Origin of the sequence: Xenorhabdus bovienii (genome assembly GCF_024721015.1) — a bacterium.
Lineage (GTDB): Bacteria > Pseudomonadota > Gammaproteobacteria > Enterobacterales > Enterobacteriaceae > Xenorhabdus > Xenorhabdus bovienii.
Genome location: NZ_JANAIF010000017.1, coordinates 50,126 through 66,268, shown reverse-complemented (window position 1 = coordinate 66,268; position 16,143 = coordinate 50,126). Strand labels below are relative to the sequence as shown.

Annotated in this window: 7 protein-coding genes; 1 reads left to right on the top strand and 6 read right to left on the bottom strand. The window is 40.4% G+C overall.

All coding sequences use genetic code 11. The features are described 5' to 3' along the window. Nucleotides 1-450 precede the first annotated feature (450 nt). A complete protein-coding gene (gene loiP / locus NXS07_RS06730; RefSeq protein ID WP_038204063.1) occupies nt 451-1,203 on the top strand; it encodes a metalloprotease LoiP in 753 nt (250 codons plus the stop codon). 177 nt (nt 1,204-1,380) lie between these two features. On the opposite strand, the gene NXS07_RS06725 is transcribed toward loiP, so the two are convergent. From NXS07_RS06725 to NXS07_RS06700, 6 genes are all read right to left on the bottom strand, one after another. Beyond that, a complete protein-coding gene (locus NXS07_RS06725; RefSeq protein WP_258086424.1) occupies nt 1,381-2,382 on the bottom strand; it encodes an HlyD family secretion protein in 1,002 nt (333 codons plus the stop codon). Nucleotides 2,383-2,447: 65 nt separating this feature from the next. Then, nucleotides 2,448-3,071 carry a hypothetical protein gene (locus NXS07_RS06720; protein ID WP_258086423.1) on the bottom strand — a complete coding sequence of 208 codons (624 nt, stop codon included), beginning with the start codon at nt 3,069-3,071 and terminating at the stop codon, nt 2,448-2,450. Continuing rightward, on the bottom strand, nt 3,071-4,576 hold the full coding sequence (locus tag NXS07_RS06715) for a DHA2 family efflux MFS transporter permease subunit (protein ID WP_258086422.1): 1,506 nt from the start codon (nt 4,574-4,576) through the stop codon (nt 3,071-3,073). The genes NXS07_RS06720 and NXS07_RS06715 overlap by 1 nt, the downstream gene beginning before the upstream one ends. Before the next feature lie 77 nt (nt 4,577-4,653). Then, nucleotides 4,654-8,727 carry a non-ribosomal peptide synthetase gene (locus NXS07_RS06710; RefSeq protein ID WP_258086421.1) on the bottom strand — a complete coding sequence of 1,358 codons (4,074 nt, stop codon included), beginning with the start codon at nt 8,725-8,727 and terminating at the stop codon, nt 4,654-4,656. An 84-nt stretch (nt 8,728-8,811) separates the two neighbouring features. Further along, complete coding sequence (locus NXS07_RS06705) at nt 8,812-14,304, bottom strand: type I polyketide synthase (RefSeq protein WP_258086420.1); 5,493 nt, start codon at nt 14,302-14,304, stop codon at nt 8,812-8,814. A gap of 37 nt (nt 14,305-14,341) precedes the next feature. Then, nucleotides 14,342-16,129, bottom strand: a complete 1,788-nt coding sequence (locus NXS07_RS06700; protein WP_258086419.1) for a non-ribosomal peptide synthetase — start codon at nt 16,127-16,129, stop codon at nt 14,342-14,344. Nucleotides 16,130-16,143: the final 14 nt, after the last annotated feature.

Below are 16,143 nucleotides of genomic sequence, written 5' to 3'. Positions count from 1 at the left end.
GTCAGATTAATTTTCATGAGCGCGATCATGATCTGATACAAATGAAAAATCAAGCATCTTCAATGACGACGGATATAGCTGTATATTCAAGGCGTGATGACCCGTTTGTAGGGGAAAAGGTCATAAGACAGGGCGGGATTCCACTTTAAAATCGATTCTTTTATAGCCAAAAAACGTATCTCTACGTAAAATTTTCACCATCTTATCCAAGAAATTACATCATATTTTACGTACAAGCTCCTAAAAATTAATTTTTAAGCAAAGTAAAATCCCGCCCTGATGTCTCCCTATGAATGGTAAATGATATGATTATTTTGTTTAAAATGTTATCAAATTCACATAATCATAAATATTAGGTTTATTTCTATTATTATTTTTAGCAGAATCCACGGTCTTTTAATGCTTTTAAAATAAAAAAGTTGCTTGTATGGCAAAGGGAAAAACAACATTATGAAAATTAAAACTCTTGTTGCAGTAGCAGTTTCTGCTGTAATTCTGACAGGTTGTAAGAATATTGATCAAGGAATGCTGGCTAACTCCGGAATGCAATTATTCCAGGCAGCGACGCTAAGTGATTCTGATGTCAAACAGTTATCTGACCAAGCATGTAAGGATATGGATGCACAGAACAAAACTGCACCGGCATCCAGCCAATACACTAAACGTCTGAACAAAATCGCCAAAGCATTAGGTAGCGAAGTTAACGGTACACCGGTTAACTATAAAGTTTATCTGACTGATGATGTGAACGCATGGGCAATGGCTAACGGTTGTGTGCGTGTATACAGCGGCCTGATGAACATGATGAACGACAATGAAGTCGAAGGCGTTCTGGGTCATGAAATGGGTCACGTTGCACTGGGTCACTCCCGTAAAGCAATGCAGATTGCTTATGCGACAGTTGCTGCACGTACCGCAGCTACATCAGCCGGTGGTGTAGCAGCACAGCTGAGCGATTCTCAATTTGCAGCACTGGGTGAAAAACTGATCAACTCGCAGTTCTCACAGCATCAGGAAAGTCAGGCTGATGACTTCTCTTATGATCTGCTGAAAAAACGCAGTATCAACACTGGAGGTTTAGTAACCAGCTTCGAGAAACTGGCTAAACTGGGCAGTGGTAAAGCCAGCATGTTTGATTCACATCCGCCTTCACAGGAGCGTGCTCAACACGTTCGTGATCGTATCGCAGCAGACAAGAAATAATAAGTTCTGTACAGATTGTAGCGGTGTCAGTGGCACCGCTTTTTTTTGTTTGCCCAAAGAAGCTGGTAAACCCACAGGAGGGTATGGAGCAGCGAAGCATCACAGGCATCGTCGCCCACTTTAAGCAGGGCAACACCGAAACGCCGCTAAGGAGAATGTCAGCCGGAACCGCCGACATTAACGGGTATCCACCGTTACCGTAGCAGATAACCCACTATCAATTTCTTCTGACTGGTCAAACACAATCTTTACCGATAATCGCTGAACTACCTTTGTAAAATTTCCTGTCGCGTTATTTGGGGGAAGTAAGGCAAAAATAGCCCCTGTCGCAGGTGAAATACTGTCTATTTTTGCGTGGAAAATTTTATCCGGGTAAGCATCAATAGAAACTTTTACTGGCTGGCCTTTATGCATACGTGAAATTTGCGTTTCCTTAAAGTTGGCTTGTATCCATGACGTTTGATTCGATACAATGCTGGCAATGCCTTGTCCAGCTTGTACCATCGTACCAACTTGTACACTACGGTTACTGATCACTCCATCATTGGGTGCAGCTATTCGTGTATAACTCAACATAAGTTCTGCTTGGTTTAGCGAAGCCATCGCCTGTTGTACATTGGCTTTGGCTTGTTTGAGCTGGCTGTCTTGCACAACAAGTTTGCTAATTTGTGTTTTTAATTTTGCCTGTGCTTCACCATATCTAGACTCAGCAATTTTGTAGTTCGAGATGACATTATCCACATTACTTTGAGAGACATAACGTTTTTCTTTTAGGAGCTGATAACGATCTAATTGTTGGCGTGCATATTTCAGACTTGCTTTAGCCGAAATCAAACTACTACGATGTTCTTCAATCACATTCTTCTGCATTTGGTAGCTTGCTTGTGCATTAATTAAGGCATTTTCATTCTGTTCCAATGCCGCCGCCGTTTTTTGTTTATTGAGCATAAATTCACGCTCATCCAGTTGTACCAAAAAGTCGCCTTTTTTTACTTTATGGTTATCCTGAATATTGGATTCCAATACTACGGAACTTACACGAGCATTAATATGTGTAATATTTGTCTGTACATAAGCATTATTTGTTGTCTGAAAATAACGCCAATAAAAATACCAATATAAATAAAAAACTAGCAACGATAAAAAAATAATGATAATTACTCTAATGTATTTCATCATAATTATTTCCAATAAGCTAAATGTCGATTATATTAATCAGGTATTCTGGATGAATAAGATATCGTTTACTCTTTATTATGGGCATTGGATTTCCAACGATATTTTGGCCAACGGAAACTAAACATTACCATCAGCAATGTTAATGGCCAGCCACCAATAAAAATAATTGCATCAATAGGCACGCTATTTTGACGTGAAAGCATATAGACGCCAAAGGCTTTCAATAAAAAAACCAAAATCCAGACTATGGAAACTTCATGCCAAACTCTGGCATACAACGCTGTACCATAAGCAGGAATATCCTTCAGTCTCGGCATAGCTTGTTCAGCCATTGTTTGTACAACGGGTTGCCCCATGAAGGAATAAAAGCTGAATACCACCACGACAGAAAGAGCACCACTGATAGATAAAAAGACATTTTCTTTACTAATGTTAAACAAAGCATATCCATGAAGGTAAAGGTAGTGACTCACCCCTGAGACCATAATTAGGGCGATAATAGCTAAAGATCCTCTCCGTCTGCTAAATAACTGCACTCCCCCCGAATAAAGCGCAACCATCAACACAGCAATACCTGTACCCATTATCCAAAATATGATGTTGTAAAGTACAATGGGAATAATAATAGTCATTAGCGCATCACGTGATAATAAGTAATGCCAAATAGTCATTGGTTTTTGTTGATTCATTATGATTTCGTCCTAGTTAAATATAAGTAAAAATCATGGGTAGAAAACAATACCAACAAAGTTGTGACCAACATTATTCCTCCCATGATTAAAAACAGATCGTTGAAAGCCATAATTTCAGCTTGCCTCGCTATCCGCTGACCCAAGATAGTGATAGCTGTATGTTTCACACTCTGAGTATCAGTTACCAAACCATGCTGAATCAGCAGACTTTTGACATTGTTAAGATAATTAATAAATGCACTGCTACTAGATAGTAGCGATGTTTTAATATTATCAATATGGATGTTAATACGCGAAATGAAAAATGTGGTCAATATAGCAGTACCACATGATCCACCCAAACTACGAAAGACATTTATTAAGACGGCAGAGGAAGCACTGTCCTTTTGCTGTACATGGCGGGTCGCTAACAAAGAAAGTGGAACCATGATAAACGGTTGTCCCAGAGCACGTATCAGCATAGACCCACTCATCTGTGATCCAGCAAAGTTTCCATCCATACTACAATCCATAAAAGCACTCAGCGCCAATCCGGCAAAGCCAATGCAGATCAAATACTTTAGATTGAATCGTTGCACCAAAAAAGGAATAAACGGAAGAATAATTAATTGTGGCAATCCCATCCAAATCACTACCCTACCAATTTCTGAGGCATTATAACTCTGTGTCATTGTCAGATAATACGGCACTAGAAATAACGTACCATAAATTGCCAATCCAAACAGGGCAAAAATGATGAGAGAAAATGAAAAATAGTAATCCTTAAATAATTTAATATTTATTAGTGGGTAACGATAAGTCAATTGATCATACAGAAATATAATGAAACTAATGGTAGAAATCACGGCTAATACACAAATCATGTCAGATTCAAGCCAATTTTCCGCACTCCCTTTTTCCAAAATGACGATTAATGTCCCTAAACACAACATGATAGAAATAATACCAACAAAATCACCAAATCGAATAATATTCCAGTTAATTGATTGATGTTTTAGAGAATAGTTAATTAATACCCATGATAATAACGCAGGGATTGCGTTGATATAAAATATCGCGTGCCAGGATAAATTTTCGGTCAACCACCCCCCTAATGCAGGCCCAACCGCAGGAGCAAAGGTGCTGATGATACTGAATAATGACATACCTAACGGGCGCTTTTCCGGTGGAAAAAATTCAATAATCAGACGGAATGAAATGGGAATTAATGCCCCACCGCAAAATCCTTGTAATGAACGAAAAACAATCATTGAATTGAGGCTCCAAGCGGAGGAACAAAGCAGTGATGCTCCTAAAAATCCGCTAATGCACCACAGAGCATAGCGCCCGGTTCCCAGTGCCTGACAAAGCCAACCACATAGTGGGATAGCAACGATCTCAGATGTAAAATATGAAGTCATCAACCATGAGCTTTCATCCAGACTCGCGGATAATGCACCTTGAATCACGTTCATTGATGAATTGGTGATCTGAATATCCAAAATAGCCATAAAACCACCCATTAACCCACCAGCAATAGCACACCATTGACGGCGAGTCAGTTGAGATCGTTCTGACCCCATTGTTATAACCTCACTCCTCATGGAAGAACTTCCCGAAGCTGGTTAGCAATATGAGTGATATAGGGCTCTTGCATCATGGAAACATGATTGCCCATCGCATTGATGATTTTTAAACGATCATAAGACAATGGTTGCCAGCCTAATCCTGACTCATCCAGCTTTATGCGTCCGGGTAGAGTTTCTTCTGCTTCTACTACCAAAATTTTTCCAGGGTAGATTTTCCCTTGATATTGATCTGTAGCATGAATATGTGCACGCAGAATGACTAAGAAATACTGGAATTCCCTGTTGCTGATATTATCTGGCACTAAATGAACCCGTTTGAATTCTGTCAGGAATAGTTCTGATCTTTGTACCTCTGACATTTCCGCTAACACTGAACAGGAGATATTAAGTGACGTACCGAGAAACAGCTCCACCTTACGTACAAAACGCACTAATCTCTCGTCTTTATTCATTTGTACTGAATTATCAATGTTTACTTGAGGTGCGGGTTGATCCAGTACCAGCACCGTAGGCGCTACCCCTGTTTTCTGAACTAACTGCTGAGCCATTTCAAAAGCGATCGTTGCTCCAAGCGACCATCCCCCTAATACCAATCTTGTTCGCTGGATAAGACTTCCAGATTGAGTCAGATAAAATTCGGCCAGTGATTTGATATCATGGTTATAAGGGGCATCCTGACTAAAGTTTGCTACCTGTAGACCATATGCCGGATAATCAACCCCCATTTCCCGCACTAACGGGTGATAACACAAAATATTACCCCCTGCCGGGTGGATCATCAGCAAGGTTGGTTTATTGTCTGGAAGACCATAATTAAACATCACTAATGGCGAAGCCATCGAGGTAGCCGTCTGTTCTAATAAAGCTGCCAGTTGGCTAATACTGCTGTTTTCAAATAGTTGCCCTAGGGATAAAGAAGAACCAAATTGGTGATTTACTTCAATAATCAGTTGTAATGCATTAATAGAATTCCCCCCAAGGCTGAAAAAACTTTTCTGGGTATCAACCTTGTTACATTCGAGGACTGCACAATAAATATCATGGAGTCGATGTTCTGTTTTACTTTTTGGCTCTTGTGTACACTGGTGAGTATCGGGTCTCAGGCGTGGTAATGCGGTATAATTGATTTTTCCACTAAAAGTAAGCGGCAGAGATTCCAACCAGATCCACTGTTCTGGTTGCATATAATGGGGTAGTTTTTTTTGTAACTCAGATTGCACGGTAGCTTGATATCTTTCCCCTACTCCGCACAGATAAGCCACCAGCGATGTTGCTCCTGTAGGCGACTGACATTGGATTACGGCGGCATTAGTCACCTCAGGACACTGCCGTAACACATCTTCAATAGCTGTTAATTCAACACGATACCCACGAACTTTGACTTGGCGGTCGATGCGTCCCAAAAATTCAATGTTTCCGTCCGGCAACAAACGCCCTTTGTCACCGCTACGATAGAGGCGCTCACCAGCAAGATAAGGATGTGGGATAAAGCAATCGCTATTTTTTTCTGTACGATCAATATACCCGGCCGCCAAATGCGCACCGCCAATATAAATTTCACCAGGTACTTTAGCGGGTACAAGTTTTTGACTGGTATCTAACACAAGGACATGGCTATCCGTCAATGGCACACCAATAGGAAGATAGTCACTTTCTAATCTATCAAGTTCAGCGGGTACGTTATATGTCGTCACTCCAACTGTGCATTCAGTTGGACCATAATGATTGACGATGCGGCAATTCGCATTGAATTCACGAATATGTTGAATCAACGACACGGGTACTTTTTCCCCGCCCAATATCAGCAAATTTTTCGGTATCAGTTTGCTCGCTTCAGGTGTTCCCAATAATGCGGCCAAATGTGTTGGTGTAATTTTCATACAGTCCAATGGTGACGCTGCTAAATAATCAAACAGTTCCTGTGGATTACTGAGATGTTGTGAATGAATAATCTCTAATTGCCCTTGGTTAACCAGTGCAGGAAACAACATCGTATGTGCCAAATCGGTAGTAAAGGATGAAAACATGCCATATCGGGCTCCTGGCTGTTGATCAAGAACAGGAGTGATTGCCTGACAGTAGTGACTTAAATGGGAATGGTTAACTTGGACACCTTTCGGCTTACTGCTACTGCCTGAGGTATAAATAATATAGGCTGGAGTATCCTCCGGTGGTTGCTGTCGCTGTGGATTACTTTCTGGCATGCCATTAAATTTTTGATTAACGTTGATACACGGTACGTTTGTAACCCGTTCTTCACTTTCAACCAAAATATAACGTACAGAAGCATTAGTCAGGATAAAATCGATCTGCTGCTGTGGAAGATTAATATCAACAGGCACATAACATCCTCCCGCTTTCAACACCGCCAACAAAGCCACGACACAATCTTCACTTTGTGCCATTAATAACGCTACGCGTTCTCCACAAGATAAACCCTTCTCCAATAAATAATGAGCCAAACGGTTCGCTTGCTGATTGAGTTGTTTATAGCTGAGTGTACGGCCGGCACAACGCACCGCTATTGCATTGGGAATTAAGCATGCTTGCTGCTCAAACTGTTGGTGTACCGCGGCGGGTGAAATATCAGGTGTAGGGTGACAACCAGCCAATATACTTGTGCGTTCCGTGTGGCTTAATAGCGACAACTCTCGTACTGCCAACTTGGGTTGTCCTATAAAAGCGTCAAGGATAGTGCGTAAATCTGCCAGCATACGTTGGATAGTGTCACCGTTGAACAGCGCCGTACTATAGTTCATGGTAAACAACAAACCGTCGCGTTCTTTTTCTACCCATAGGTTTAAATCTAGCTTTGCCACGCCGTAATCAATTTTCAGTGGTTGGTATTTAAATAAAGAGGTTGCTTGGTAATGCGGAAATATCTGATAGGTTAGGGTTGCCTGAAATATCGGATTAACTTGAGGATTACGTACGTAAGCAATTTTATCCAAAATGTGGTTGAATGGAATATCCTGATAAACCATCGACTGGTCACACTCTTTAGCGGTTATTTGAACTAAAGTAGACAAGGTGATTTCTGGAGATACTCTGAAACACAATGGTAAGGTATTCATGAACAACCCCATTATGTTTTGTGTGACAGATTGATTACGATTAGCGAAAGGAATACCAATACTGATTTCCTGTTGCCCGCTATATTTGTGCAGCAAAACCTCATAAGCGGCCAGAATAACGTGGAACTGAGTTGCGTTATACTGTACTGCACAAGTTTGCAAACGTTGGCAAAAGTCACCATCAAAAAACAGACTCATTATTCTCCCCGCCGTATTCATTTTGGAGGGACGAGGTCGATCAGTTGCAATATCCAGTATGCCTTGCACATTACCCAGCTTTTTACCCCAGTATTCCAGCCCTTGTTGATATTTTCCTTCAGCATGCCATTGATCTTCAGCCAGAGCATAATCTGAGAACTGTAGATTTTCTTCTGCCTTCAGTGTTATTTCTCCGCTAAGCAGACTTAAATACGTTTCTATAAACTCTTTTAAAAACAGACCAACTGTCCAACCATCAGCAATAATATGGTGGAAGCTCAGTAAAAATACGTATTCATGACTATTAGTTCTAACAATATACAAATAGGCTAAAGGGCCACCGGCTAAATCAAAGCACCTATTTCCTTCTGCTTTAGCCATTGCTTCTACTTGTCGTTTTTTATCTCTTTCCGGCAAATAGGTAATGTCATCATAACGAAAATCAAATACAGCATCATCAGAGACATATTGACATAGTTCCTTTCCTGTCAGGTGGAAAGTTGTACGCAAAATATCATGCTTTTGAGCTAAATACGTGAGTGCCTGCTTAACTAACAGTAGATCTACCTCATATTTAAGTTGACATGTAATGGCTAACGGAAGGCTATAAACTTTTTTATCATCAAGATATTGGTTAAGCATCCAAATATTTTTTTGTGCACTGGTCACAGGAAAATATTTTCTGTCCAGATCAGTATTTTTCTTAATGGTTTCCTTTGGAATTGAATTATCTTTTATCTTTTTCTGTCTGACCAATCTTTTTAATTCATCTAATTTCAATGACTTTAGTTCGGTGTGCTTGATATTAGCCATACTCCTATCCGCCCCTGTCTGATTAAATGTCTGTACCAGATTTACTTTTCCATTAGATGTACACTGGTGGTAGCCTGAACCGATTTATTTATCCCGTAATAACTCTTCCAATTCAGAAATTATCAGTTCTGATAAACCTCTTACAGTTTGATCTTGATAGAAAAGATCAACACGAATATCGATTTCGAAGACATTAGACACTGCCGATATAATTTGTACCGCTAACAGAGAATTACCGCCAAGCTCAGTGAAATTATCATCTACACCGATTCCATAAATACCGAGAGTCAATTGCCAAATCTTAACAATTTCTCTTTCAATATCATTTTCCGGCTCCACACACTCCACTGATAACGCAGGCCTAGTATGTATATTCCTTTCTGTCTCACTTAGCGTTTCAACAATATTATCGTTATGCTCTGGGACTGACTCATCAATCAGCTGATGAATATCACTGGTTACCACAACCAACTGGCCAAATTCCAGATGTAAAAACTGGCGTTTTAACGCATCAATTCCTTCATAAAACAGGATATCTTTATCTGCTAGGTTAACTTTTACGGGTAAAGTATCTTCCTTATTGGTCAACACATAACCAGACTCTGCCGACAAATTATCTGGAGATAGTTTGATAAGCGTATACTTTTCCAACTTCAACAACGGGCTACCCTCTGTTGAGAAGAAAATAACATCCATGACAATAGAGGGATCTTGAGGTTGATAAGCCCCTTTCAATTTAACATGCGCATAGCAATCCGGGCTTAATGAGGAGTAGTAGGTTACGTTGCCGTAACTGATAGGCAGAAACTCATCTTTGGTGACGTTGATTATACCGCGAATCGATGCGGCATCGATGATAGCCGGGTGATATTGATAACGTGTAAAATCACCCGAATATGCAGGATCCAGCACTATGTGTATTAACCATTCATTATTATCTCCCTGAAACATTTCCTGATGGTTATTCCAACGATGACTTAAAGAAAGGAGTCCAACCGTATCTAAATAGGCTTTTAATGGATGGAATGGAATTTTGGTTGTACAGCGAGTGCGTATAGTATCCAATGACTCTGCTGCCTGATCAGAAACATTGTCACTTAAACCGATCACGCCCAATGCATGTTCTTGCCACTGTTTATCTAATACACCCCGGCTTTTCAGGCTGAATTTATAGCTATTATTTTCAAATATAACAAAGAGGTTCACTAATCGTGGCCAACCATTGTAGTAAATAAGTGGCTGTGTCAAAAACAGGCTTTTTACCTGCAAACTTTCGCCCGATTTGCAGTGGGTTATCCAATCGTGCAGTAAGGACAGGACAGTTGTTCCCACCAATGTAGGCTGCTGTATTAATCGATGTTCGTTAATCACCCAATCTTCTACGGTAAGATTAACCCTGTAGATTTCTTGCAACCCTTCACGTTTCACTAATACCAATAGATCGCTGTTGACTTTTTCTTGTATTGTATCTTTACGGTCTTTTTTCTGATTGCTCCAATTCACTGCCATTCCCACATCTCCCCATCTCCCCCAATTAATGGAAACGGTACGACCTTTATGATACTGGTTACGATAGTGAGCAAAGGCATCCATAAATGCATTTCCAGAACAATAATCGATACGGCCAGCATCACCAGCAATGGAAGTAATAGAGGAAAACATAATAAAGAAATCAGGCTGTTTATCTTTCAGAAGCTCATGCAAGATTAAACTGCCAGCCACCTTAGGGTTCAACACGCGGGCACAATCTGCCTTATCTTTCAGTGGGATAATTCCGCCACCAGCAATACCCGCTGTATGAAATACACCATCAATTTGTGAAAATTGTGACAACAGATCGCACATACCGCTGTAATCACAAATATCAACCTGAGCAAGATGCACTTGATTACCGTTATCTTCCAAAGACAAGATCGCAGCAATCTTCTTACTGGTTGGATCGTCAACCGGGTGCGATTGCAGCCAGGGTTGCCATTCATTTCTGGCTGGTAAACTCGTTAAATAAGTCAGGATCAATGTCGCATTGCTAATTTCAGACAAATAACCCGCCACTAATGCCCCCAATCCCCCTAAACCTCCTGTAATAAGATACACGCCATCATCTTTCAGTGTGATTATCTGATCGGCATTATGTTGCGTTAAGTGGATTGCCTGATAATCCTCTTCCCAGCGATGACAACCTCGGTAAGCCACAAGACTACCATGAGTTAAGATGTGACTTTCTGCAATCAGGTATTGGGCAATATTCTCTGTCGATATATCGCTAAATACCTCTATATCCACCAGATGACACTGCACTTCAGGATATTCATGATAAAACACCCTTGCAGGCCCAATAAGCAAGGCTTTTTCCGGTGAATAGAGTTTTTCATCAGTAATACTCAAAATATTGTTTGTTACAAACAGTAAATGTAAATTTTCCAACAAATTTTCACTGATTAATGCTTGCTGTAGGTAAAGCGGGCTGTAAAAGGTATTTATATATAATGAATCATAATAATCCAGAAACTGGGGTTCTACTATCTCTGGTGATAGGTTCCATAGATTAACAATACGGGTTGGCCGTAAACCTTGCGCCTTAATGCTTTGTAAAAGAAGAATATAATTCCCATGAGCTTCTGGTGAAATAACATAGCTTCCTGAGTCGTGGTTTTCTTGGTATTGATGCCCCTGACAAACAGTCAGCACCTTATGCCCCGAATTTGTTAATTGCCGTTGAATATGTTCAGCAACCCCCATTTCGTCGACAAACAGTAACCAGCATTCCGTCTCAGGATTAATAAATTTACTTTCCATAAATTTGGCAGGAATAGTTTGCTTCCACCTTGGGATATAGAACCAATCACCAATATCGGCTTTCTTACGTTTACGGGTATTAACTGACTGGGTATCGTATGTGCCAGCACCATTCTGGTTATGGTTAATGTCAGGTAATTTGAATTCCTTGCGTTCAAAAGGATAACCCGGCAGAGGCAGACGTAAACGGCGTTTTCCGGTGTAAAAACCCTCCCAAGCAACGGTAATACCACAAGCCCACAAATTCCCTAATGCCATGAGCAAGGACTCCCCAGTCATCGCAATATCTTTTGCAATGGGTAGCGAAGAATAAATGAAAACGCCACTCTGTGCTTTGATATGTTGCCTGGCCGCTGATTCCAGAGAACGACCAGGGCCGACTTCAAGAAAAATAAAATCCGGATCGTCTTTGGTTATCAATGTGTTGAACGCATGGGAGAACAATACAGGATTACGTACATGTCTGACCCAGTAGTTACTGTCTTTAGCTAATGAATCCGTCATCCATTCGCCAGTTACCGTCGAAATAAATGGAATGCGTGGTGAATGTAAATCAATATTATCAATGATTTCTTTGAACGCAGGGAGTATGGGTTCCATCATATAAGAATGGAAGCCATGTGAAGTATCCAATGGTTTGCAAAATATATTGTTATCTTCCAACTGCTTCTGGAAACGTACGGTTTCGTCTGTCTCTCCTGCCACGACACACAGGCCGGGATAATTGACAGCGGCAATTTCCAATTTGTAGCCTTGTATTTCGGTACTCAGAGCCTTCTCATCCATCAGTACTGCCAGCATACTGCCTGTCGGTAACCCTTGTACAAGTTTTCCCCTTAATGCTACTGCCTTTAAGGCATCTTCCAGTGAGAACACGCCAGAAATACAGGCAGCAACATATTCTCCGACACTGTGACCAATCATTACATCTGGTTTGATGCCCCAAGAGACCCATAATTGCGCCAGACTATATTCCACAACGAACAATGCAGGTTGCGTAAATTGAGTTTCATTGATACGTTCTTTTTCAGAACTGTTTTCTTTCTGGAAAATAATAGATTGTAGATTCAACCCAAGAATTGGCTCCAGATATTGACAACAATAATCCATGATTTCCCTAAACACACTGTAGGTAATATAAAGATCATGGGCCATATTGATATATTGATTACCTTGTCCCGGGAACATAAATACTACGGACTTAGACGATTTTTCTGGTAAGTGAATTATCGGGGAGGGTTGTTCAAGTTTCTCCAATAATTTATCACGATTATTTCCTATCAGTACTGTGCTGTGAGAAAAGTGTTTACGGCCAATTTGTAAGGTATAAGCGACATCAGATAAATTAATCTCTTCGTGATTTTTCAGATAATCACACATACGCTGCTTCATCATTTCCAGTGCAGCGGCACTTTTGGCAGAGAAAGGCAGCATTATCAGGCCTTCATACGGATCACTAGGAATTGTGTCAGGTGCGCTTTCAAGAATAACACAGGCATTCGTTCCCCCCACACCGAATGAATTCACTAAAGCACGATGAGGTATATCAGATGCTTCCAGTATATGCAGCTTAGTATTCATCACAAACGGGCTAGTCTCGAAGTCAATGTGGGGATTCGGTGACATATAATGTAATGAAGCGGGTAACTTCCCATTTTCCAGAGCAAGAGAAGCCTTAATCAAACTGGCTATGCCAGAAGCGGCATCAGTGTGGCCAATATTGGTCTTAACTGACCCCATACGACAAAACTGAGTTTTATCTGTGAATTCCCGAAAAGTTTGGCTCAATGAAGTAAATTCTATTGGGTCTCCCAATGTCGTTGCCGTGCCATGAGCTTCCACAAAACTGATGGTTACCGGTTCTATCTGCGCGTTAATAATCGCTTGTTTAGCCACTGCGATCTGCCCTTGGATACTGGGTGCGGTATAGCCGACTTTCGTATTTCCGTCGTTATTAATTGCGCCGCCTTTCAGCACTGCATAAATATGATCACCATCATTTACTGCATCTTTTAGTCGTTTCAACACAACGACCCCGGCACCCCGGCTAAATACAGTGCCATTCGCCCGAGAGTCAAATGCATAACAGCGGCCATCAGCCGATTCCATACCGCCCTGCATATAGGGGTAACCCCTGCGCTCGGGTATATCGATGGAAACGCCCCCTGCAATCACCAGATCACTTTCTCTATTCAGTAAACTATTGATGCCCATCACCACAGCGACCATCGATGTCGAACAAGCCGTCTGGACGTTAATACTCGGCCCTTGCAGGTTAAGTTTGTACGAAACCCGCGTTGTGACGTAGTCTTTGTCGTTATTAGTGACGATTGAAGCGCCGCTGGTATATTTCAGCACATCAGGGTGTTTATTCACTGTATTCAGATGCCATGCAGTACCCGTACCACCAAACACGCCGACTTTGCCAGCATAAGTATCAGGAACATAACCCGCATCTTCAAACGCATGCCAACAGCATTCTAGAAAGACCCGATGTTGCGGATCCATAATTTCTGCGTCTCGGGGTGTGATATCAAAAAAATTAGCGTCAAAGTGCAGGGCATTGCCTAAGATACCACGGCGACGTATATAATTTGGTGAGGCTAACACTTCTTCTTCTACGCCAGATACCCGCAATTCTTCTTCACTGAATGTGCTGATACTTTCAACACCATCTAATAAATTCTGCCAAAATAGAGTGACATCTTCAGCACCAGGAAAACGAGCTGACATGCCCACAATGGCAATATCTTTCTCGTGCAATTTTTTTTGATCTTTCATTTTGTTATCTCGCTATACGTCATCAAGTTACAATGAATTATTCCTTCTCTCTCAAAATACCCGCACGCTTTTCACAAATATACCTACTCAGCATTTGTACTGATGGGTACTGAAATAAATCCATTATTGAAATAGAGACAGAGAATTTTTTCTTAATTTTCCTATATACCTTTGACATAAGTAAAGAGTTCCCCCCAATATCAAAAAAATTATCCTGCTTCGAAAAATTTCGGTTGTTCAGTACAGGTTTCCAGATTGAAATTATTATTTCCTCAATGCCTGTATTTGAATTCTCATCAACAAAATACTTATTATTTTCATTCACATATAAACTAAAATTTGATTTGTCTATTTTTCCATTCGGGTGAACCGGAATTTTATCTAATTCAATAAAACAAGAAGGTAACATAAAGTAAGGTAAAAATTTTAATAGATATTTTTTTATATCCTGAACGTTAACTGATTGTTGATGATGTAATACATAATATGCAGATAATGATAAGTTTTTATTTTCTGGGGGATCGTCAATCACTACAACAGCATGAGTGATATAGGGGTGGGACAAAAGATGCCTTTCTATTTCTTTCAGTTCAATACGATATCCTCGCATTTTTATCTGATCATCGATTCTGCCTATAAATTCCAATATATTATCAGGGCGTTGTTTTACTAAATCCCCCGTACGATACATTTTTTGGTTGCTATAACAGGAAAAAGAGTCGTTAACAAAACATTTTTGGGTCAGTGACTCTTCGTAGAGATACCCTTTAGCCAGGATATCTCCGGCTAAATAAAGTTCGCCACACTCACCAACGGGAACGGGTTGAAAATATTCATTCAGCACATAGGTACGAGCATGTGGAATGGCTTTACCAATCGGTACTGTTTTTTCTTTCTCTCCCGCCCGGCAATACCAGTGACAAGCAAAAATTGTTGCTTCAGTTGGCCCATATAGGTTGTGAATCTGCCCCTTAAATTGCTCAGTTAACTCATTAACTAAGGATTGATCAAGCACTTCTCCACCGGCAAATAGATGTTTTAGCGATGGGCAGCCTGACAATACATTAGCGCCGGCAATTGTCCTTAATGCTGTAGGAACAAACTGAGCGACTGTTACATGGTGTCGGGTAATGAATTTTGCTATTAGAAATGGATCGAATTTAATCTCTTCTGTAATTAATGCGCAGCTTGCACCGGCAATTAATGGCCAGAAGATTTCCCAAACGGAAACATCAAAACTAAAAGTAGATTGGTTAAGCACTACGTCCTCATACTTTAAGATAAACTCGCTTTGCATCCATTCCAAATAATTAACAACAGTCCGGTGACTCACCATCACACCTTTAGGAACTCCTGTTGATCCAGATGTGTACATGACATAACACAGATGGTCATCATTCACCTTGGGGAGTGTCAGTTGATTATTGAGCGTTAAATTGAGTGTTTTAATATTAATAAAATTACAGTCGCATTGAAGCAACGTTAATATTTGTTCATTATCAGTAATAATAAATGCTGTTTTAGAATGACTAATCATATATGTCAAGCGTTCATGAGGATAATAGGGGTCTAATGGTAAGTAACATCCTCCTGCTTTCAATATTCCTAACAAACTGATTACCAAATCAATTCCTTTATTAATATAAACACCAACAATATTACCGGGTTTTACGCCATGTTTAATTAAATAATCAGCTAATGCATTAGAACGTTGTTCTAATTGTTGATACGTTATTATACTTTCATCACACCTAAGCGCAATTAAATCGGGTGTCTTATTGGTTTGCAGTAAGACCTTAGAATGAATAATTTTTTCAGATGCCATGTGCTTTTCCTATA